The organism is Polaromonas aquatica (genome assembly GCF_050626995.1).
Classification (GTDB): Bacteria; Pseudomonadota; Gammaproteobacteria; order Burkholderiales; family Burkholderiaceae_C; genus Polaromonas; species Polaromonas aquatica_A.
The window spans coordinates 1,445,834-1,465,808 of record NZ_CP192467.1 but is presented as its reverse complement, the minus strand read 5'-3'; the positions used below and the strand labels follow the sequence as shown (position 1 = coordinate 1,465,808).

Below are 19,975 nucleotides of genomic sequence, written 5' to 3'. Positions count from 1 at the left end.
TATCAATGGGTTTGTATGGAAACGGGAAACAAGGCCCATGACGACTGAATTAGCGCCTGCGCAAACGCGGCGCCAGGATTTGATGGCCCGGCTCGCCGAGCCGCAGCATTACGACATCGCAATCATTGGCGGCGGCGCTACCGGCCTGGGGGTTGCACTGGATGCGGCCGCCCGTGGATTCTCCGTCGTGCTGGTCGAGTCGCACGACTTTGCCAAGGGAACATCATCGCGCGCCACCAAGCTGGTGCATGGCGGGGTGCGTTACCTCGCGCAGGGCAATATTTCCCTGGTGCGCGAAGCTTTGCACGAACGTACGACGCTGCTGGCCAATGCGCCGCACCTGGCGCAGCCATTGCCTTTTGTCATGCCTTCGTACAAATTCTGGGAAGCTCCGTTCTACGGTATCGGGCTCAAGATGTATGACGCGCTGGCCGGCAAGGCGGGCCTGGGTGCCACGGAATTCCTGAACCGCCAGGAAACCCTGGCCTGCCTGCCGACGGTGCAGGCGCACGATCTCAAAGGCGGTGTCAAGTACTGGGATGGCCAGTTTGACGACGCACGGCTGGCTTTGGCGCTGGCCCGCACCGCGGCCCGCCAGGGTGCGTTGCTGGTGAACTACTGTGCGGCCACGGGCCTGATCCATGAGGACGGGAAGCTGGTCGGCCTGCATGCGCGGGACCAGGAAACAGGACAGGCATTTGAGATCAGGGCCCGTTGCGTGGTGAATGCGGCTGGCGTCTGGGTGGACCAGCTGCGGCTGCAGGATGGGCAAGCCATAGGGCGCGATGCCAAGCCTATGGTGGCGCCCAGCCAAGGTGTTCATATTGTGGTGGACCGATCGTTTCTGCCCGGCGACCACGCCCTGCTGGTACCCAAGACGGCGGATGGCCGGGTGCTGTTTGCCGTGCCCTGGCTGGGTAAAACCATCCTCGGAACCACCGACACGCCACGCCACGACCTGGCGCGCGAGCCACTGCCTTTCCGGGAAGAAGTGGACTTCATCCTGCGTGAATCGGCCCGCTACTTGAGCCGTGCGCCCGGCCCGGCTGACATCAAAAGCATCTGGGTGGGGTTACGGCCACTGGTCAAGCCGCCGGACGAGGAGGCAGGAAGTACCCAGGCGCTGTCGCGTGAGCACACTGTGATCGTCAGCAAAAGCGGCCTGGTCACGGTGACGGGAGGGAAATGGACCACTTACCGGGCGATGGCGGAAGACGTACTGGACAAATGTTTTGGTGCGGCCTTGTTGCCGGCGCGGGGGGCCGGTGCTACTACGCATCTAAAGTTAGTTGGCGCTCACAACTCGAGCCGCAAGATCAGTGAGGCGCCGGGAGCTCATCTTTATGGCAGCGAGGCTGCCGCCATGGAATGCCTGCCGGGCGCCAGTCACGAGCTGGGTGGTGGCCTGACAGAAGCCATGGTGCGTTTCGCTGCCCGCTATGAATATGCGCGCACCGTGGAAGATGTGCTGGCACGGCGTTCGCGCCTGTTGTTCCTTGACGCGGCACTGGCCAGAAACCTGGCACCGGAAGTGGCCATCCTGCTGCAGCAGGAAAACGGCGTGGATCCCCAACTGGATAAATTCCTGACGCTGTGTGGTCAATACCTCAGCCTGCCAGCCTGATCTGCTGCGGGTTGCCTCCCTCGGAGGGGTCAGGATTTGATTCTCTGGACAGGATTTGCTATCTATTTGATAGCTATTGGCGCCCAAATATATTGGGCCGCAGCCATATTTAATGCCAAAAATCTGCGCCCTGCGCAAACCCAAGGCGCAGGGCCGCGCCGGCGGTTTTTCGGGCTTTGGATGGCTCGCCGCTTTATTGTGGGGATATTTTCACAACAAGCGGTTGACAGTGGCTTTGCACTCAGTCATAATCGTGGGCTTCGCTCTAAAAAGCGAGGAATTCTGCCTAACGGAAGCATTGCAAGTGGTTTGCGGTGTGGACGACAGGCCCAAGACTGATTGGTCGGTGATCCCAAGGGGTTGCCTTCCGGTGCAAGTTGGGAACACATTTAAATGATTCAAACGCAATCCAAGCTCGATGTTGCTGACAACACGGGTGCCAAGTCCGTGATGTGCATCAAGGTTCTGGGCGGCTCCAAGCGCCGGTATGCCAGCGTTGGTGACGTCATCAAGGTGAGCATCAAAGAAGCCGCTCCGCGTGGCCGCGTCAAAAAAGGCGAGGTTTACAGTGCTGTGGTTGTTCGCACCGCCAAAGGCATCCGCCGCGGTGACGGCTCCCTTGTCAAATTCGACGGCAACGCAGCAGTGTTGCTTAACGCCAAGCTGGAGCCCATCGGCACCCGCATCTTCGGACCAGTGACGCGCGAACTGCGCACTGAAAAGTTCATGAAGATCGTGTCCCTGGCTCCTGAAGTTCTGTAAGGACTCGCCATGAACAAAATCCGTAAAGGCGACGAGATCATCGTGATCGCTGGTCGCGACAAAGGCAAGCGCGGCAAGATTTCGCTGCGCAAAGACGACAGCTATGTGCTGGTGGATGGGATCAACCTGGTGAAAAAACACACCAAGCCCAATCCCCTCAAGGGCACCACCGGCGGCATCGTCGAAAAAAGCATGCCGATTCACCAGTCGAATGTGGCAATCTTCAATGCCGCTACCGGCAAGGCGGATCGTGTTGGCATCAAGCTCCTGGCAGACGGCAAAAAAGTACGCGTCTTCAAGTCCAGCGGCGAAGAAATCAAGGCTGCATAACATGGCAAAGACCACCCCTGTACAAGCCGCTCCGCAGGCCCGCCTGCAAGCCCAGTACCGCGAAAAAATCGCCCCGAGCCTGATTGAAAAATTCGGCTACACCTCGCCCATGCAGGTTCCCCGCATCACCAAGATCACGCTCAATATGGGTGTGAGTGAGGCTGTTGCCGACAAGAAGGTCATGGACAACGCCGTCGGCGACATGACCAAGATTGCCGGCCAGAAGCCTGTCGTGACCAAGGCCAAGAAGGCTATCGCCGGTTTCAAGATCCGCGAAGATTTGCCTATTGGCTGCATGGTGACCCTGCGCGGCGTGAAGATGTATGAATTCCTCGATCGTTTCGTCACCGTGGCTCTGCCGCGCGTGCGTGACTTCCGCGGTATTTCCGGCCGGGCCTTTGATGGCCGCGGAAACTACAACATCGGCGTGAAAGAGCAGATCATTTTCCCTGAGATCGAGTACGACAAGGTTGACGCCTTGCGCGGTCTCAATATCAGCATCACCACCACGGCAAAGACCGATGAAGAGTGCAAGGCGCTCCTCACCGCTTTCCGTTTTCCGTTCAAGAACTGAGGCGGGACATGGCAAAACAAGCTTTACTGCAACGTGAACTGAAGCGCGAGAAACTCGCGGCCAAGTTCGCCAAAAAATACGCTGAACTCAAGGCGACGTCTAACGATGCCAAGCGCTCTGATGAAGAGCGCGCTCTGGCCCGTCTTGAGCTGCAAAAATTGCCCCGTAATGCGAACCCGACCCGCCAGCGCAACCGCTGTGCGATCACGGGCCGCCCACGCGGTACGTTCCGTCAATTCGGTCTGGCTCGCGCCAAGATCCGTGAATTGGCATTTGCTGGTGATATCCCTGGTATCACCAAGGCAAGCTGGTAAGCATAGGAGAACCACAAAATGAGCATGAGTGATCCTATCGCCGACATGTTGACCCGCATCCGCAATGCACAGATGGTTGAAAAAGCCGTCGTGCTGGTGCCGTCGTCAAAAGTCAAAGTTGCCATCGCGCAGGTTCTGAAGGATGAGGGCTACATCGATGGCTTCTCCGTCAAGACCGACGAAGGCAAGTCCCAGCTGGAAATCGCCCTGAAGTATTACGCAGGCAAGCCCGTGATTGAGCGCATTGAGCGCGTCAGCCGCCCCGGCCTTCGTGTTTACAAAGGCCATGGCGCCATCCCCCAGGTTATGAACGGCCTTGGTGTGGCAATTGTCACGACCCCGCAAGGCGTCATGACTGATCGTAAAGCCCGCGCTACCGGTATCGGTGGTGAAGTGCTTTGCTACGTGGCCTAACGGCGGCATTGAGGAGAAACTGAAATGTCTCGTGTAGGAAAAATGCCAGTGACCGTGCCCCAGGGTGTGGACGTGGCCATGAAAGCAGACCAGATCAATGTCAAGGGTGCCCTTGGCACCCTGGCGCTGACGCAGAACGCGCTTGTCACCATCAAGAACGATGCCGGCAAGCTGACCTTTGTGCCAGCCAATGATTCGCGTGAAGCCAATGCCATGAGCGGCACGATGCGGCAGCTCGTGAACAACATGGTGACGGGCGTGACCAAGGGCTTCGAGAAGAAGCTCAGCCTGATCGGCGTGGGTTACAAGGCCCAGGCCCAGGGCGCCAAGCTGAACCTGACCGTCGGCTATTCCCACCCTGTGATCATGGATATGCCTGCTGGCATCACCGTCGCAACTCCGACCCCCACAGAAGTGGTGATCAAGGGTTCTGACCGCCAGCGCGTCGGCCAGATCGCCGCTGAAGTTCGTGCTGTTCGTCCTCCCGAGCCTTACAAGGGCAAGGGCATCCGTTACGCGGATGAGAAGATCACGATCAAAGAAACCAAGAAGAAATAAGGAGCTGCATCATGTTGACCAAAAAAGAGCAGCGCCTTCGTCGTTCACGCCAGACCCGCATCCGCATTGCCACGCAAGGCGTTGCCCGTCTGACCGTCAACCGCACCAATCTGCACATTTACGCCAGCGTTATTTCTGGCGACGGCACCAAGGTGCTGGCTGCCGCTTCCACCGCGGAAGTCGAAATGCGCAAGGAAATCGGCGCCTCGGGTAAGGGCGGAAACGTTGCTGCCGCGCAAGCCATTGGCAAGCGCATTGCCGAAAAGGCAAAAGCGGCAGGTGTAGAAAAAGTGGCGTTTGATCGCGCTGGTTTTGCGTACCACGGCCGCGTCAAAGCGCTGGCTGATGCGGCCCGCGAAGCTGGCTTGCAGTTCTAAGCAGACTGGAATTAAGTATGGCTAAGTTTCAAGCAAAATCGAACAACGACGCTCCAGACGATGGTCTGAAGGAAAAAATGATCGCGGTCAACCGCGTGACCAAAGTCGTGAAGGGCGGCCGTATCCTCGGTTTCGCTGCACTCACGGTCGTTGGTGACGGTGATGGCCGCGTTGGCATGGGCAAGGGCAAGTCGAAAGAAGTGCCAGCTGCCGTGCAAAAGGCGATGGAAGAAGCGCGCCGCAACATGACCAAGGTCTCGTTGAAGAACGGCACCATTCACCACAATGTGTTCGGCCACCACGGTGCGGCCAGCGTCATGATGGCGCCGGCTCCCAAGGGTACCGGCATCATTGCCGGCGGTCCGATGCGCGCTGTTTTCGAGGTGATGGGCATCACGGATATCGTCGCAAAGAGTCACGGCTCCAGCAACCCATACAACATGGTGCGCGCGACGATGGATGCACTGAACAACTCCACGACTGCTTCGGAAATCGCGGCCAAGCGTGGCAAATCCGTCGAAGAAATCTTCGGCTAAGGCGGCACTGAAATGACCAAAGAAACCAAAGTAAAAGTCCAGCTGGTTCGCAGCCCGATTGGCACCAAGGAATCGCATCGCGCCACCGTGCGCGGTCTGGGCCTTCGTGGCGTCAACAGCGTGAGCGAGCTGCAGGATACGCCCGCAGTGCGCGGCATGATCAACAAGATCGCGTACCTGGTCAAGATTGTCTGAGCTCCGGCTCGATAGGAATTCAAAATGGAACTGAACGGAATCAAGCCAGGCCAAGGCGCCAAACATGCCAAGCGCCGTGTTGGCCGCGGCATCGGCTCCGGCCTTGGCAAAACGGCCGGTCGTGGTCACAAGGGCCAGAAATCGCGCTCGGGTGGTTACCACAAGGTGGGCTTCGAGGGTGGTCAAATGCCCATGCAGCGTCGCTTGCCCAAGCGCGGCTTCAAGTCGCACCTGCTCAAGTTCAACGCCGAAGTCACGCTGGCTGCCCTTGAGCAGCTGGGTCTGGCTGAAGTCGACCTGCTGGCACTGAAGACCGCTGGTCTCGTGGGTCAACTCGCCAAGAACGTCAAGATCGTCAAGACCGGTGAACTGACCAAGGCTGTGAAGCTGAATGGGATTGGTGCAACGGCAGGCGCGAAATCGGCTATCGAAGCGGCTGGCGGCTCGATCGCCTAATTACTGAACGTAACTGACAGGATCCATCAGTGGCAACCAGCTCGGCTCAAATTGCAAAAACCGGCAAGTACGGTGACTTGCGCAATCGGCTCGTCTTTTTGTTGCTGGCTCTGGTGGTGTATCGCATCGGCGCACACATCCCGGTGCCGGGCATTGATCCTGGTCAGTTGAAAGAATTGTTCAAGGGTCAGCAAGGTGGCATATTGAACCTGTTCAATATGTTCTCCGGCGGTGCTCTGTCGCGTTTCACGGTGTTTGCCTTGGGCATCATGCCGTACATCTCGGCCTCGATCATCATGCAACTGCTCACGTACGTTGTTCCGACGTTCGAGCAGATGAAAAAAGAGGGTGAAAGCGGTCGTCGCAAGATTACCCAGTACACGCGCTACGGCACACTGGCGCTGGCTTTGTTCCAGTCCATGGGGATTGCGGTGGCGCTGGAAAGCTCACCGGGTTTGGTGTTGATGCCAGGCTTTGGTTTTCGCATGACGGCGGTGTTCAGTCTGACGGCTGGCACGATGTTCCTGATGTGGTTGGGTGAGCAGATTACAGAACGTGGTTTGGGCAACGGTATCTCGATCCTGATTTTTGCAGGTATCGCGGCCGGTTTGCCGAGTGCGATGGGTGGTTTGCTCGAGCTGGTGCGTACAGGCGCCATGAGCATTTTGATCGCCATTGTGATCGTTGCCGTCGTGGTGCTGGTGACCTATTTCGTGGTGTTTGTGGAGCGTGGGCAACGCAAGATTCTTGTGAATTATGCGCGGCGTCAGGTGGGTAATAAGGTCTACGGTGGCCAATCATCGCACTTGCCGCTGAAGCTAAACATGGCAGGTGTGATTCCTCCCATCTTTGCTTCGTCGATCATTCTGTTGCCTGCGACCGTGGTGGGGTGGTTTAGCTCGGGTGAAAGCATGCGCTGGCTGAAGGATATCGCCAGCACGCTGACACCGGGCCAGCCCATCTATGTGATGCTGTACGCCAGTGCGATTGTGTTCTTCTGCTTTTTCTATACGGCGCTGGTGTTCAACAGCCGTGAAACGGCGGACAACCTGAAAAAGAGTGGTGCGTTCATTCCTGGTATTCGTCCGGGCGACCAGACGGCTCGCTACATTGACAAAATCCTGGTGCGTTTGACATTAGCAGGTGCGGTTTACATCACATTTGTATGTTTGCTGCCGGAGTTTTTGATTTTGAAATACAACGTGCCTTTTTACTTTGGCGGCACGTCGTTAATGATTATTGTCGTGGTGACCATGGATTTCATGGCCCAAGTTCAGAACTACATGATGTCGCAACAGTATGAGTCGTTGCTTAAAAAGGCGAACTTTAAAACGTCACTGGGCGGTTAACTGAGTATTTGATGGGATATGTCTAAAGACGATGTGATCCAGATGCAAGGTGAGGTTGTAGAAAACCTCCCCAATGCGACTTTCAGGGTGAAGCTGGAAAACGGACATGTTGTACTGGGACATATCTCGGGGAAAATGCGTATGCACTACATCCGCATCCTTCCCGGTGACAAGGTAACGGTTGAATTGACGCCTTACGATTTATCGCGCGCACGTATTGTTTTCCGTGCCAAGTAAGCACAGAGTGAAAGTTTAGGAGAATAGAAATGAGAGTTTCAGCTTCGGTCAAGAAGATTTGCCGTAACTGCAAAGTTATCCGTCGCAAGGGCGTTGTCCGTGTGATTTGCACGGATCCGCGTCACAAACAGCGTCAAGGCTGATTTCAAGAGTTTTAGAGGACGAACATGGCTCGTATCGCTGGTATCAATATCCCGCCGCAGCAGCACGCCGAAATCGGTTTGACTGCTATCTTTGGCATCGGTCGCACGCGCGCTCGCAAAATTTGCGAGGCATGCGACATCGCCTACGCCAAGAAGGTCAAAGACCTGACCGACGGCGATCTGGAAAAAATCCGTGAGCAGATCGCCCTGTTCACCATCGAAGGTGACTTGCGTCGTGAAACCACGATGAACATCAAGCGCCTGATGGACATCGGCTGCTACCGCGGCTTCCGCCACCGTCGCGGTCTGCCTATGCGCGGCCAGCGCACTCGGACCAATGCCCGCACCCGCAAGGGTCCGCGCAAGGCCGCTGCAGCTTTGAAGAAATAATTGAGAGGTCGTCATGGCAAAATCACCAAGCAATAACGCCGCACAGCGCGTTCGCAAGAAAGTTCGCAAGAACGTGGCCGATGGCATCGCCCACGTCCACGCTTCTTTCAACAACACGATCATCACCATCACGGACCGCCAGGGCAATGCCTTGTCCTGGGCTTCCTCCGGTGGTCAGGGTTTCAAGGGCTCGCGCAAATCCACGCCTTTCGCAGCGCAGGTCGCTTCTGAAGTGGCAGGGCGTGCCGCCATTGAGCAGGGCATCAAGAACCTTGACGTTGAAATCAAGGGCCCTGGTCCTGGTCGTGAATCGTCTGTCCGCGCCTTGGGCGCACTCGGCATCCGGATCAATTCGATTGCCGACGTGACCCCGGTTCCGCACAACGGCTGCCGCCCGCAAAAGCGCCGCCGCATCTAATTCTCCGAGCCTGGCTATCCGGTGGACTTCAATCCCTCGGTTACCAGGCATTTTTACCAAGCCCACCGCCGGCAGGTCACGACCTCCGGCTCCTGCATGTAAATGCAGCAGATGACAAAAGGACACTCAAGTGGCACGTTATCTAGGCCCCAAGGCCAAACTATCCCGCCGTGAAGGCACTGACCTGTTCCTGAAGAGCGCACGCCGCGCCATCAGCGACAAGGCCAAATTCGACTCCAAGCCGGGTCAGCACGGTCGTACCTCCGGTACCCGCACTTCCGACTTCGGCCTGCAGCTGCGCGAGAAGCAAAAAGTCAAGCGCATGTACGGCGTGCTCGAGAAGCAGTTCCGCCGCTACTTCGAAGAAGCCGACCGCCGCAAGGGCAATACCGGCGCCAACCTGTTGTTCATCCTGGAATGCCGCCTGGACAACGTGGTTTACCGCATGGGCTTCGGCTCAACCCGTGCTGAAGCACGCCAGCTGGTGTCGCATAAGGCCATCACCGTCAATGGTGGTTCGGTCAACATTCCTTCGTATATGGTCAAGGCCGGCGATATCATCGCCGTGCGCGACAAGTCGAAGAAGCAGACCCGCATTACCGAAGCCCTCGAGCTCGCAAAACAGGTCGGCCTGCCCGCCTGGGTCGATGTGAACGCCGACAAGGGCGAAGGTACCTTCAAGAAGGTTCCTGACCGCGACGAGTTTGCCGCCGACGTCAACGAATCGTTGATCGTCGAGTTGTACTCACGCTAATTTTTCGTTCCTGCGATACGGGGCACCGTATCGCCAGGGTGTGCTTCGCCGGCCTTATCGGTGTAACGAACCGAGGGTATTGAGAGGAAGACTGCATGCAGACCAATTTGTTGAAACCAAAAACCATTAATGTTGAGCAGCTTGGCGCTAACCGCGCCAAGGTGACTCTGGAGCCGTTCGAGCGTGGCTACGGCCATACGCTGGGCAACGCGCTGCGCCGCGTACTGTTGTCTTCCATGGTCGGCCACGCCGCCACCGAAGTCACCATCGCGGGTGTCCTGCACGAGTACTCGTCCATCGACGGTGTGCAGGAAGACGTCGTCAACATCCTGTTGAACCTCAAGGGAGTGGTGTTCAAGCTCCACAACCGTGACGAAGTCACGCTGAGCCTGCGCAAGGACGGCGAAGGCCCCGTCACCGCCGCCGACATCCAGACCCCGCACGACGTGGAAATCATCAACCCTGAACACGTGATCGTGAACCTGTCGCACGGCGGCAAGATCGACATGCAGATCAAGGTGGAAAACGGCCGCGGCTATGTGCCAGGCAATCAGCGCCGCTATGGTGATGAATCGCCAAAATCGATCGGCCGTATCGTGCTGGACGCGTCGTTCTCGCCCGTCAAGCGCGTGAGCTACACCGTGGAAAGCGCTCGCGTCGAGCAGCGTACCGACCTCGACAAGCTCGTGCTGGAAATCGAAACCAACGGCGCTGTGACGGCTGAAGATGCTGTTCGTGCTTCGGCCAAGATCCTGGTTGAGCAGCTGGCTGTGTTCGCGCAGCTCGAAGGCAACGAACTGGCCGCGTTTGACGCACCCGTTCAGCGCAGCTCACAGCAGTTTGACCCGATCCTGCTGCGCCCCGTCGATGAGCTCGAACTTACCGTGCGCTCGGCAAATTGCCTCAAGGCTGAAAACATTTACTACATTGGCGACCTGATCCAGCGCACTGAAAACGAGCTGCTGAAGACGCCTAATCTGGGCCGTAAATCGCTCAACGAAATCAAGGAAGTGCTTGCATCGCGCGGCCTGACCCTTGGTATGCGCCTTGAGAGCTGGCCACCCGCCGGCCTCGACAAGCGTTAATTTGAACCACAAGATCCCGCCTCAACGGGGATCTCGCACGGGCAGTACCTGATACGGCTGCCTGGATTTTAAAAAAGGAAACACCATGCGCCACGGACACGGACTACGTAAACTCAACCGCACCAGCGAGCACCGCCTCGCCATGCTGCGCAACATGATGAATTCGCTGCTGCAGCACGAAGTCATCAAGACCACCCTGCCAAAGGCCAAGGAATTGCGCCGCGTGGTGGAACCCATGATCACCTTGGGCAAAGAACCCACGCTGGCCAACAAGCGCCTGGCATTCGACCGCCTGCGCGACCGCGACATGGTCGTCAAGCTGTTTGCTGAAATCGGCCCGCGCTATAAAGCTCGTCCCGGCGGCTACACGCGCATCCTGAAGATGGGTTTCCGCGTTGGTGACAATGCACCCATGGCTCTGGTCGAACTGGTGGACCGCCCTGATGTGTCGGAAGACACTACCGCTGACGCGGCCAAGGCAGAATAAGCTACAATATAGATATACCGCGCGGTGGAGCAGCCTGGTAGCTCGTTGGGCTCATAACCCAAAGGTCGTAAGTTCAAATCTTGCCCGCGCAACCAACACGTGAGTCTCCGGACTCACAGCAAAACGCCTGCATCAGCAGGCGTTTTGCTTTCCGGCTCGCATTCTTCCGTGCGCCATGATTGAGCCCCTCAGCGGCGATGCATGCATCGCCACCCGATGGGCCCGGACACTCAGTCCGGCACCACCGCCGTTACTTCAATCTCCACCCGCGCGCGGTCTTCAACCAGGCCCGACACCTCAACGCAGGTCATGGCCGGGAAGTTCTTGCCCATGACCTCGCGGTAGGCGCTGCCCAGCTCTTTGAGTCTGGCTACATACTCCACGCGGTCCACCACGTACCAGGTCATGCGCACCATGTGTTCGGGCCCGGCACCGCCGGCCTGCAGAACCGCCAGGATGTTCTGCAACGCCTGCTTCGTTTGCGCAATGAAGTCGTCACTCTCGAACTCCTGCTTCGCATTCCAGCCGATCTGGCCGCCCACGAACAGCAGCGCGCCGCGCGCGAGCATGCCGTTGGCGTAGCCCTTGGGTTCGGCCCAGCCGGGGGGGTGTAGTTTCTTGATCATGTGTCTCCAGGGGATGTTTGCAGATAGGGTAGCAACGCGCTGCGCAGCGCTTGGGGAATGCGCACAGGCTTGCCGTGGGGGACTTCGGAATAGACGACCACGCCGTGCGCTCGTAACTTGATGGCTCCGGCCTCACCAGGCGCGGCCGGCGCGCCATGGATCTCATACAGCATGCCCATGCTCGAGTTGCCGATGCGGGTGAGCTCCAGCGTGATCGTGAGCGCATCGCCGTTGCGGCACATGCCGAGGAATTCGGTCTTCAGGTCGACGATGGGCACACCGATGCCGCCGTCGATCAGCTTGTGCTCCGGAAAACCGATGTGAGCCAGGAAGTCTTCCTGCACCTCATGTAGCAGGTAAAAAAACTGCGGGTAAAAAACAATGCCGGCCGGGTCGCAGTGGTGGAAGCGCACGCGTTTGGGAACGGTGAACTTCATGGCTGGCGCAGCTTGAAGCGTTGCAGCTTGCCGGTCTCGGTGCGCGGCAGCTTGTCCACGAACTCGACCTGGCGGGGGTACTTGAACGGCGCCAGTGTGGCCTTGACGTGGTCTTGCAGGGCCTTGGCCAGCGTGTCGCCGGCGGCCTCGCCGGGCTTGAGCACGATGAAGGCCTTCACCACCATGCCGCGGTCCTCGTCGGCCAGGCCGACCACACCGCACTCGGCCACGGCAGGGTGCTTGAGCAGTGCGTCTTCCACCTCCGGGCCGGCCACGTTGTAGCCCGCCGTGATGATCATGTCGTCGGCGCGGGCCTGGTAGAAGAAGTAACCATCGGCGTCCTGCATGAACGCATCGCCGGGGTAGTTCCAGCCGTCCTTCACATAGTTGCCCTGGCGAGCGTCCTCAAGGTAGCGGCAACCGGTCGGCCCCACCACCGCCAGCTTGCCGACGGTGCCACGCGGCACCTCCGTGCCCGTGTCGTCTACCACTTTGGCGGTATAGCCGGGCACCACCTTGCCGATGGCGCCGCGGCGCACGTCGGCCCCGGCCGCAGAGATGAAGATGTGGAACATCTCGGTCGCGCCTATGCCGTCGATCAGCTCGATGCCGGTGGCATCCTTCCACAGTTGACGCGTGGCGTCCGGCAGGCTTTCGCCGGCGCTCACGCACAGCCGCAGGCCGGGCACGCCATGCTGCCTGGCAAAGGGAGCCATCTGCCGGTAAAACGTGGGCGCGGTGTAGCAAATCGTCGCGCCGACCTGTTGGATGAGCTTGACCATCGCTTCTGGCGTGTAGCCGATGGAGGGGTAATACACCGATGCGCCGGCCCACATCGGGAAAATCAGCATGCCGCCCAGGCCGAAGGTAAAGGCCAGTGGCGGCGAACCAACCACGATGTCGTCCGGTTTCGCCTTGAGCACATGGCGCGGCCAGGCCTCGCAAGCGGCCAGCACATCGCGGTGCGTGTGTACAGCGGCCTTGGGCTTGCCGGTGGTGCCAGAGGTAAACGCCATCAAGGCGATGTCATCGGCAGACGTTGGACAGGGCGTGAACTTGCCGTCCTTCTGCGCCGACAGCACGGCCAGCGATCCCGGCGCGTCCATCACATTGAAGGGCACGATGGCGGGCAGCGTATCGCTTCGCGCCTGCGCCGCCCGCAATTCGTCCAGCAGGCCGGCATCGCACAAGGCCAGCGCGGGCCGCGCTTTTCCGATGATCTCGCCGAGCTCCTTGGCGCGCAGCAGCGGCATGGTGGCCACCGCCACCAGCCCGGCCTGCACCACACCCAGCCAGGCCAGCGCCATGCCTATCGAATTGCCACCGCGCAGCAGCACGCGGTTGCCCGGTTTGAGGCCGAAGTCTTCGGTCAGCACCTGCGCGATGCGGTTCACGCGCTCCAGCGTGTCGGCGTAGGTTAGCGTAATCTTGTCCGAACGCAGTAGCGGCTTGCCCGCACGCCCCTCACGAAAGGCCTTCTCGAACAGGTTCTGCACGAGGTTGGCCCGCTCCGGGATGCGCAGTTCGGGCAGCGAATACACCATGCGCGGCAGCTGTTCGGGCGGCGGCAGGCGCTCATGCACAAACCGGTCCACCTGCGCTGAGGGTGCCGCGGGAGCCGTTTCGGTAGAAGGAAGCTCGGGGTCGGAAACTGAGGTGCTCATGATTGCAATACCGCCTTTCCAATGATGAGTTGTTGCACTTCGGTCGCGCCTTCATAAATGCGCAGCGAGCGTATGTCGCGGTACAGGCTTTCCACCTTGGTACCCACCTTCACGCCCAGGCCGCCGTGCATCTGCAGAGCCATGTCGATGACTTTCTGCGCGTTCTCCGTCGCCGTCATCTTGGCCATGGCGGCCTCGGCTGTGATGCGTGCGCCGCTGCCCAGGCGTTCGCTTTCGTCGCGCATCCAGGCCGCGCGGTAGGTCAGCAGCGCGGCCGCGTCGACCAGCGCCGCCATCTCGCCGAGCTTGGCCTGCGTGAGCTGGAAGTCGGCCAGGGTCTGGCCGAACATCTTGCGCTCTTTCGAGAAGTGCACCGCCTCGGCCAGCGCGCGGCGCGCCATGCCCAGCGCGGCAGCAGCGACGGAGGCGCGGAAGATGTCCAGTGTCTGCATGGCCAGCTTGAAGCCGCCGTGCAGCGCACCCAGCTGCGCGTTCCGCGGCAGCTTGCAGTGCGCGAACTTCAGCGTGGCCAGCGGGTGTGGCGCCATCACGGCGATATGCTCGCTGCTGTCCAGGCCAGCGCTGTCGGCATCAACGATGAAGGCCGTGATGCCGCGCGTGCCGGCCTGCAGGTCGGTCTTGGCGAAGGTCACATAAAAATCCGCGATCCCGCCATTGCTGATCCAGGTCTTGCTGCCGTTCAGGGTCCAGCCTTCGCCGGTGTCCGTGGCCGCGGTCGCCATGGCACCGGCATCCGAGCCCGCGTCCGGCTCGCTCAAGGCGAAGGCCGCGATCTTTTGGCCGCTCGCTACCAGCGGTAAATACGCCGCCTGCTGTGCCGGCGTGCCCGCCAGTGTGATGGCGCCGCTGCCCAGGCCCTGCATCGCAAAGGCGAAGTCGGCCAGGGGCGAATGAAAGGCCAGCGTCTCACGCAGGATCACCAGCGCGCGTGAATCGAGTTTTTCCAGCGCGCCGCCCAGCGCGCCGTCCTTGCCGGCAGGCACGCAATAGCGCAGCCAGCCCTCAGCGCCCAGCAGGCTCACCCACTCCTTGCAGGCCTTGCGGTCGTCGCTCTCGTCGATGTGCTGCCGGGGCATCCACCCGGCCAGGCGTGAGCCCAGCTCACGGTGAACTTCGTCAAAAAAAGGCAATGCAAGGTGGGCAGTCGTCGAGTTCATCTTCAATCACCCTGGAACACGGGTTTCTGTTTGGCCGAAAACGCCTGGTAGGCGCGCGTGAAGTCCTGCGTCTGCATGCAGATGGCCTGCGCCTGCGCCTCGGCTTCAATGGCTTGATCGAGCGTCATGGCCCATTCCTGGTGCAACATGGTCTTGGTCATGCCATGCGCAAAGGTCGGTCCGTCGGCCAGCTCCTGCGCGAGCTTCTGCGCCTGCGCAAGCACCTCCTGCGGTTCATGCAGCGCATTGAAGAAGCCCCATTGCAGGCCTTCCTGCGCGCTCATGGCCCGGCCAGTGAACAGCAGCTCCGAGGCGCGACCCTGGCCGATCAGGCGCGGCAGCAGCGCGCAGGCGCCCATATCGGCGCCGGCCAGACCCACGCGAGTGAAAAGGAAAGCCGTCTTGGCTTGCGCTGTTCCGAGCCGCATGTCGGCGGCCAGCGCCATCATGGCCCCGGCCCCGGCACAAATGCCGTCTATGGCCGCAATGATGGGCTGCGGGCACAGGCGCATGGCCTTGATCAGGTCGCCCGTCATCCGGGTGAACTCCAACAACTCGGGCATGGTCATTTTGGTGAGGGGGCCAATGATCTCGTGTACGTCCCCACCCGAGCAGAAGTTGCCGCCGGCGCCGGTGATCACCACGGCCTTTACGTCAGTGGCACTGTTCAACGTGCGAAACAGGTCCCGCAGCTCCGCATAAGAGTCGAACGTCAACGGGTTCTTGCGCTCCGGGCGATTGAGTGTCAACGTCGCCACCCCCGCGTCGAACGAATACGCAAAGTGTTCCGCCTGGTGATGGGCCAGCGCATCAAACTGCGCGTGCATGGGATTTCCGAGCTTGATGTAGTGCTTCATATCGTTTCCAGTTTGGCGTCGAGTTGGGCATTGTGGTGGTGCTTGACCTTGCCCAGCAGTTTGTGCAGGGATTCGACTTCGCGCGGCGACAGGGCCTCGAAGGCCGCCACGATCCAGGCCTCATGTTCCTTCGCCATTTCGTCAAACAGCTTGCGGCCGCGTGCCGTCAGGCGTACGCGGTAGGCGCGGCGGTCGCCTTCCACGTCCACGCGTTCCACCAGACCTTCAGCCACCAGCTGGTCGGTGATGCCGGTGATGTTGCCGCCGGTCACCATCATGCGGCGCGACAGCTCGTTCATTTTCAGTCCTTCCGGGTTGCGCTCCAGTTGCGCCATCAGGTCAAAGCGTGGCAGGGTGGTGTCAAACTGTTCACGCAGCTGGGCGCGCACCTGCTTTTCCACCAGCTGCGTACAAGTCAGCATGCGCAGCCAGAGCCGCAAAGCCTCGGGGTGTTCACTGTGGCCTCTTGCTTCCATGTCCATGACTTGTCTCCTTGGTGTGTTGGTTGCGTGCTATTTATTTGATAGCTATCTGCGCCTGATTTGCTTGGGCTGCAAGGTCTTTTTGCTTTGAAATTTCACGATAGAGCTGGTCCCGGCCGCTCAGGTAGGGCTGCGGCCAGCTCACATGCCGGCTTTGCAGTTTGGCGGCCTCGTGCAGCGTCCAGGCGGGGTCGGCCAAGTGCGGGCGGGCAATGGCACACAGGTCGGCGCGCCCCGCCGCGATGATGCTGTTGACATGGTCCACCTCCGAGATCGCGCCCACGGCGATGGTCTGTATGCCCACCTCGTTGCGGATGCGGTCGGCAAACGGTGTCTGGTACATGCGGCCATAGACCGGCTTGGCCGCGCGGGTGGTCTGGCCGGACGACACGTCGATGAAATCGCAGCCGGCAGCCTTGAACATCCGCGCAATGGCCACCGCGTCGTCCGCCGTGTTGCCGCCCGGCGCCCAGTCGTGCGCGGAGATCCGCACACTCATCGGCAGATGTTTCGGCCAGACTTCGCGCATGGCGGCAAACACCTCGAGCGGAAAGCGGCAGCGGTTTTCCAGGCTGCCGCCGTACTCGTCGGTGCGCTGGTTGGTCAGCGGTGTGATGAAGCTCGACAGCAGATAGCCGTGCGCGCAGTGCAGCTCCAGCCAGTCAAAACCGGCTTCAGCTGCGTAGCGGGTGGACTGGACGAACTCCGCCTTGACGCGGTCCATGTCTGCGCGCGCCATCGCTTTCGGTACCTGGTTGGTTGGGCCGTAGGCGACAGCGCTAGCCGCCAGTAGCGGCCAATTGCCGGCGACGAGTGGTTCATCGGGCTGCTCCCAGCCGACTTGCGTCGAGCCCTTGGGTCCGCTGTGGCCGAGCTGCATGCCGATCTTCGCGCCAGCGCCTGATGCGTGCACAAAATCCACAATGCGCTTGAAGGCCTTGGCCTGTGTTTCATTCCAGAGGCCCGGGCAGCCAGGGGTGATACGGCCTTCTGCGCACGGTGCGGTCATTTCGACAAACACCAGCGCAGCGCCGCCCAATGCGCGCGCGCCAAGGTGAACCAGGTGGAAGTCTTGCGGCACGCCGTCAATCGCGCTGTAGGTGGCCATGGGCGAGACCACGATGCGGTTCTTCAGTGAAAGCTCGCGAACCTTGAGTGGCAACAGCATCGGCGGAGGCGCCGGCTTGCTATCCGCCTGACGGGCCAGCCACTGCTCATAGCCCTGCAACCACGCAGCATCACGCACACGCAGATTTTCATGGCTGATGCGCTGCGAGCGTGTCAGCAGCGAGTAAAAGAACTGCTCAGCCTCCATGCCGCTGTAGCGGTCAACGTTCTCGAACCATTCGGTCGAGTTGCGTGCCGCGTTCTGGATCTTCAGCACTTCGACCGATCGCAAGGCTTCATACGCCTGCAGCGCCGAAGCCGCATCGGCATGCTGTGCGAAACAGTTGGCCAGCTCGATCGCATCTTCCAGCGCCAGCTTGGTGCCGCTGCCGATCGAAAAATGCGCCGTGTGCGCCGCATCGCCCATGAGCACGATGGGCACCTGTTTGCCGTTGATGGAAGCCTCATGCACCCAGCGCTCACACACCACGCGCGGAAAGCGGATCCAGATCGCCGAGCCGCGCACATGCGTAGCGTTGTTCATCAGCGCATTGCCGTCCAGGTACTTGGCGAATAGGCGCTCGCAGAAGGCGATGCCGTCTTCCTGGCTCATCTGGTCGAGGCCGTGGGCCTTCCATACTGCCTCGGGCGTCTCGACGATAAAGGTCGAGGTGTTTTCGTCGAACTTGTAGGCGTGCGCGGCGAACCAGCCATGCTCGGTCTGCTCAAACGCGAAGGTGAAGGCGTCGAAGGTCTTGCGCGTGCCCAGCCAGACAAAACGGCAGGCGCGCAGCTCCACGTCGGGCTTGAAGGTTTCCGCATAACGGTTGCGGATGCGGCTGTTCAGGCCGTCGCTTGCGATCACTACATCGGCGCCATAGTGCGCGGCAATGGCCTGATCGTTCTGTACGTCGGTTTCGAACACCAGGTCCACGCCCAGCGCCATGCAGCGCTCCTGCAAGATGTTGAGCAGGCGTTTGCGCCCAATGCCGCAAAAACCATGGCCGCCCGAGCGTACCGAGCGCCCCTTGAAGAAGACCTCGACGTCGTCCCAGTGGTTGAAGGCATCGCCGATCAGCTGCGCGCTGACCGGGTCGGCCGAGCGCAGGTTGCCCAGCGTCTGGTCGGACAGCACCACACCCCAGCCAAAAGTGTCAAAGGGCCGGTTGCGCTCGACCACGGTCACCTGGTGTGCCGGGTTTTGCAGCTTCATCAACAGGGCGAAATACAAACCTGCGGGACCGCCGCCCAGGCAAAGAATGTGCATGAATGCGACTCTCTAGATTAATTTAACCTTAATTGTTTAGGTTTAAACTAAATCCGTCAAGCGGGTTTTCCGGCATCTTTCGCAACACTGGAAAACGGGTGTTACCGCGGCGGCGGTGGGGCGCCGGGTATTCCCGTGGCCGGGCACCGGCTGCGTATCAGGGAGCTTGGAAACCGGCTGCCCGGTAAGTGAGCACCAGCGTGTCCCTGAAGCCGCTGCCGGCCCGATCGTCGGCAGGGAGGATGGGCGTGGTCTCATGAATTACCCGGGCGTCGTCCAGCAGCAGGGCTGTCAGAGGCTCCTGCATGACAAAGCGCACACCGTGCGGACCGTTCGCATCAAACACCCGGGTTTCTCCGCCTTTGACACCGTGCCGCGCGACCATCATCACCACCACGAAGTCCACGCCATCGCGGTGTGCGCCCTCTGGCGTGGGTCGGCCTACGCCGCCTTCGGTATCAATCCGGAACTGGTGCGCCTCGATGTGCCAGCGCCCGACAGGCTGTACCTGTGCAAACAGCCTGCCCAGGCCTGCGAGCAGATCCGTCCATGCCGAGGCTGTGGCCACAGCGGGCTCCACCGGGTCGAACCAGCGCTCAAAGCCGCCGTGCAGCGCGTTGTAATCCGTGGGCTGCCAATGCGCGCGGTGGGGCGTCTGCGTCAGAGTGCCCGCTGCGAGTTCCTGGACAAAGCAGGAATGGCGGCGCTTGCGGTAATGCCCGCCGTCTTTGAGATGCGCGTCCGGAGGCAGACGATCCCAGGAGCCTGTGAGCGCATGCCAGCCTGGTGCCCAGGTGGCGTTGTCGAGTTCCAGTGTAGCGGTCAGCTCTGCGGGTTTGAGCAGGCTCAGGCCGTCCTGGCTGAGCGCCTGGCGGGCCGACTTGGGAACAGTGGCGATATTGAACATAGGCCGCTATTTTGCTTGAGCCGCGCGGCCGGGCCGCTGCCCGTGCCCGTAAACCCCCGCTGCCCCTGGAAGTGGAACCTGCCTACATACACAAGCTTCAAAACTTTCCATAATGGGGCTGTCCAACTTGAGGAGCCATCCATGCTTTACAAATTCAAATCAAAAGACGCCGGCGACGTGATCATGCTGGAAGCCAATGGCCGCAAGGTTCTCGAAATCATCGGCAAGGATGCCGGCCCCAAAGGCATCATCCTGCCCGAGCAAATGCCGGCGGCCATCGCCGCGTTGCAGGCCGCGATTGCCCACGAAGAGTCGCAGGACCCCGACGAAGGGGCGGTGCCGGGGGACGGATTGGGCTTGCGCCAGCGTGCCATGCCCTTTATCGACATGCTCCAACGGAACCACAAAGGCGGCCACGAAGTGGTCTGGGGTGTCTAGGCGCGGCCA

28 protein-coding genes and 1 tRNA gene are annotated in these 19,975 nt (G+C 60.3%); 21 read left to right on the top strand and 8 right to left on the bottom strand.

The features are described from left to right. Positions 1-37 precede the first annotated feature (37 nt). The 20 genes from ACQ4MS_RS07040 to ACQ4MS_RS06945 all read left to right on the top strand — a co-directional run bounded on the left by ACQ4MS_RS07040 (position 38) and on the right by ACQ4MS_RS06945 (position 11,098). Positions 38-1,624: an FAD-dependent oxidoreductase gene (locus tag ACQ4MS_RS07040; protein ID WP_431098662.1), complete on the top strand. Its 1,587-nt coding sequence runs from the start codon at positions 38-40 to the stop codon at positions 1,622-1,624. Between the two features lie 393 nt (positions 1,625-2,017). Then, positions 2,018-2,386 carry a 50S ribosomal protein L14 gene (gene rplN, locus ACQ4MS_RS07035; protein ID WP_007869247.1) on the top strand — a complete coding sequence of 123 codons (369 nt, stop codon included), beginning with the start codon at positions 2,018-2,020 and terminating at the stop codon, positions 2,384-2,386. Positions 2,387-2,395: 9 nt separating this feature from the next. Next, positions 2,396-2,716, top strand: coding sequence for a 50S ribosomal protein L24 (rplX, locus tag ACQ4MS_RS07030; RefSeq protein ID WP_122954344.1), 321 nt, complete (start codon positions 2,396-2,398; stop codon positions 2,714-2,716). Between the two features lies 1 nt (position 2,717). Beyond that, on the top strand, positions 2,718-3,290 hold the full coding sequence (rplE, locus tag ACQ4MS_RS07025) for a 50S ribosomal protein L5 (RefSeq protein WP_431098661.1): 573 nt from the start codon (positions 2,718-2,720) through the stop codon (positions 3,288-3,290). Between the two features lie 8 nt (positions 3,291-3,298). Further along, positions 3,299-3,604, top strand: a complete 306-nt coding sequence (gene rpsN / locus ACQ4MS_RS07020; RefSeq protein WP_011481458.1) for a 30S ribosomal protein S14 — start codon at positions 3,299-3,301, stop codon at positions 3,602-3,604. An 18-nt stretch (positions 3,605-3,622) separates the two neighbouring features. After that, positions 3,623-4,018, top strand: coding sequence for a 30S ribosomal protein S8 (gene rpsH / locus ACQ4MS_RS07015; RefSeq protein ID WP_371436766.1), 396 nt, complete (start codon positions 3,623-3,625; stop codon positions 4,016-4,018). 24 nt (positions 4,019-4,042) lie between these two features. Next, positions 4,043-4,576, top strand: a complete 534-nt coding sequence (rplF, locus tag ACQ4MS_RS07010; protein ID WP_431098658.1) for a 50S ribosomal protein L6 — start codon at positions 4,043-4,045, stop codon at positions 4,574-4,576. 11 nt (positions 4,577-4,587) lie between these two features. Further along, complete coding sequence (gene rplR / locus ACQ4MS_RS07005; protein WP_293470188.1) at positions 4,588-4,953, top strand: 50S ribosomal protein L18; 366 nt, start codon at positions 4,588-4,590, stop codon at positions 4,951-4,953. Positions 4,954-4,970: 17 nt separating this feature from the next. Then, positions 4,971-5,489: a 30S ribosomal protein S5 gene (gene rpsE, locus ACQ4MS_RS07000; RefSeq protein ID WP_092130234.1), complete on the top strand. Its 519-nt coding sequence runs from the start codon at positions 4,971-4,973 to the stop codon at positions 5,487-5,489. Positions 5,490-5,501: 12 nt separating this feature from the next. Further along, entirely contained in the window at positions 5,502-5,684 is a 183-nt protein-coding gene (rpmD, locus tag ACQ4MS_RS06995) for a 50S ribosomal protein L30 (RefSeq protein WP_431098656.1), read from the top strand. A gap of 24 nt (positions 5,685-5,708) precedes the next feature. Then, positions 5,709-6,140, top strand: a complete 432-nt coding sequence (rplO, locus tag ACQ4MS_RS06990; RefSeq protein ID WP_431098655.1) for a 50S ribosomal protein L15 — start codon at positions 5,709-5,711, stop codon at positions 6,138-6,140. A gap of 29 nt (positions 6,141-6,169) precedes the next feature. Then, positions 6,170-7,489 (top strand): preprotein translocase subunit SecY, encoded by a 1,320-nt coding sequence (gene secY, locus ACQ4MS_RS06985; RefSeq protein ID WP_431098654.1) that lies wholly within the window; start codon positions 6,170-6,172, stop codon positions 7,487-7,489. Between the two features lie 18 nt (positions 7,490-7,507). Further along, positions 7,508-7,726 carry a translation initiation factor IF-1 gene (infA, locus tag ACQ4MS_RS06980; RefSeq protein ID WP_007869286.1) on the top strand — a complete coding sequence of 73 codons (219 nt, stop codon included), beginning with the start codon at positions 7,508-7,510 and terminating at the stop codon, positions 7,724-7,726. 29 nt (positions 7,727-7,755) lie between these two features. Then, positions 7,756-7,869 carry a 50S ribosomal protein L36 gene (gene rpmJ / locus ACQ4MS_RS06975; RefSeq protein ID WP_028820150.1) on the top strand — a complete coding sequence of 38 codons (114 nt, stop codon included), beginning with the start codon at positions 7,756-7,758 and terminating at the stop codon, positions 7,867-7,869. Between the two features lie 24 nt (positions 7,870-7,893). After that, entirely contained in the window at positions 7,894-8,259 is a 366-nt protein-coding gene (gene rpsM / locus ACQ4MS_RS06970) for a 30S ribosomal protein S13 (protein ID WP_074579313.1), read from the top strand. A gap of 13 nt (positions 8,260-8,272) precedes the next feature. Beyond that, complete coding sequence (gene rpsK, locus ACQ4MS_RS06965; RefSeq protein WP_007869288.1) at positions 8,273-8,677, top strand: 30S ribosomal protein S11; 405 nt, start codon at positions 8,273-8,275, stop codon at positions 8,675-8,677. Between the two features lie 130 nt (positions 8,678-8,807). Beyond that, on the top strand, positions 8,808-9,431 hold the full coding sequence (rpsD, locus tag ACQ4MS_RS06960; protein WP_348045240.1) for a 30S ribosomal protein S4: 624 nt from the start codon (positions 8,808-8,810) through the stop codon (positions 9,429-9,431). A 95-nt stretch (positions 9,432-9,526) separates the two neighbouring features. Next, a complete protein-coding gene (locus ACQ4MS_RS06955; protein WP_007869294.1) occupies positions 9,527-10,516 on the top strand; it encodes a DNA-directed RNA polymerase subunit alpha in 990 nt (329 codons plus the stop codon). An 85-nt stretch (positions 10,517-10,601) separates the two neighbouring features. Continuing rightward, on the top strand, positions 10,602-11,003 hold the full coding sequence (gene rplQ / locus ACQ4MS_RS06950; RefSeq protein ID WP_431098653.1) for a 50S ribosomal protein L17: 402 nt from the start codon (positions 10,602-10,604) through the stop codon (positions 11,001-11,003). A gap of 18 nt (positions 11,004-11,021) precedes the next feature. Further along, positions 11,022-11,098: transfer RNA gene (locus ACQ4MS_RS06945), tRNA-Met, on the top strand. A 135-nt stretch (positions 11,099-11,233) separates the two neighbouring features. Here the strand turns inward: ACQ4MS_RS06945 and ACQ4MS_RS06940 are convergent. From ACQ4MS_RS06940 to ACQ4MS_RS06905, 8 genes are all read right to left on the bottom strand, one after another. Beyond that, a complete protein-coding gene (locus ACQ4MS_RS06940; RefSeq protein ID WP_431098652.1) occupies positions 11,234-11,629 on the bottom strand; it encodes a RidA family protein in 396 nt (131 codons plus the stop codon). After that, the gene (locus ACQ4MS_RS06935) at positions 11,626-12,066 is read right to left on the bottom strand and encodes an acyl-CoA thioesterase (protein WP_431098651.1); all 441 of its coding nucleotides are present in this window, start codon (positions 12,064-12,066) and stop codon (positions 11,626-11,628) included. The genes ACQ4MS_RS06940 and ACQ4MS_RS06935 overlap by 4 nt, the downstream gene beginning before the upstream one ends. After that, a complete protein-coding gene (locus ACQ4MS_RS06930; protein WP_431098649.1) occupies positions 12,063-13,730 on the bottom strand; it encodes a benzoate-CoA ligase family protein in 1,668 nt (555 codons plus the stop codon). Before ACQ4MS_RS06930 ends, ACQ4MS_RS06935 begins: the two co-directional genes overlap by 4 nt. Further along, positions 13,727-14,908: an acyl-CoA dehydrogenase family protein gene (locus tag ACQ4MS_RS06925; RefSeq protein ID WP_431098648.1), complete on the bottom strand. Its 1,182-nt coding sequence runs from the start codon at positions 14,906-14,908 to the stop codon at positions 13,727-13,729. Before ACQ4MS_RS06925 ends, ACQ4MS_RS06930 begins: the two co-directional genes overlap by 4 nt. A 2-nt stretch (positions 14,909-14,910) precedes the next feature. Beyond that, complete coding sequence (locus tag ACQ4MS_RS06920; RefSeq protein WP_431098646.1) at positions 14,911-15,765, bottom strand: enoyl-CoA hydratase family protein; 855 nt, start codon at positions 15,763-15,765, stop codon at positions 14,911-14,913. Beyond that, positions 15,762-16,247 carry a MarR family winged helix-turn-helix transcriptional regulator gene (locus ACQ4MS_RS06915; protein WP_431098644.1) on the bottom strand — a complete coding sequence of 162 codons (486 nt, stop codon included), beginning with the start codon at positions 16,245-16,247 and terminating at the stop codon, positions 15,762-15,764. Before ACQ4MS_RS06915 ends, ACQ4MS_RS06920 begins: the two co-directional genes overlap by 4 nt. A gap of 34 nt (positions 16,248-16,281) precedes the next feature. Continuing rightward, positions 16,282-18,621 carry a bifunctional salicylyl-CoA 5-hydroxylase/oxidoreductase gene (locus ACQ4MS_RS06910; RefSeq protein WP_431098642.1) on the bottom strand — a complete coding sequence of 780 codons (2,340 nt, stop codon included), beginning with the start codon at positions 18,619-18,621 and terminating at the stop codon, positions 16,282-16,284. A gap of 157 nt (positions 18,622-18,778) precedes the next feature. Then, positions 18,779-19,528: a 2OG-Fe dioxygenase family protein gene (locus ACQ4MS_RS06905; protein ID WP_431098640.1), complete on the bottom strand. Its 750-nt coding sequence runs from the start codon at positions 19,526-19,528 to the stop codon at positions 18,779-18,781. A gap of 141 nt (positions 19,529-19,669) precedes the next feature. Between ACQ4MS_RS06905 and ACQ4MS_RS06900 the strand changes: the two genes are divergently transcribed. Beyond that, positions 19,670-19,966 carry a DUF1840 domain-containing protein gene (locus ACQ4MS_RS06900; protein ID WP_431098639.1) on the top strand — a complete coding sequence of 99 codons (297 nt, stop codon included), beginning with the start codon at positions 19,670-19,672 and terminating at the stop codon, positions 19,964-19,966. The last annotated feature ends 9 nt before the right edge of the window (positions 19,967-19,975 follow it).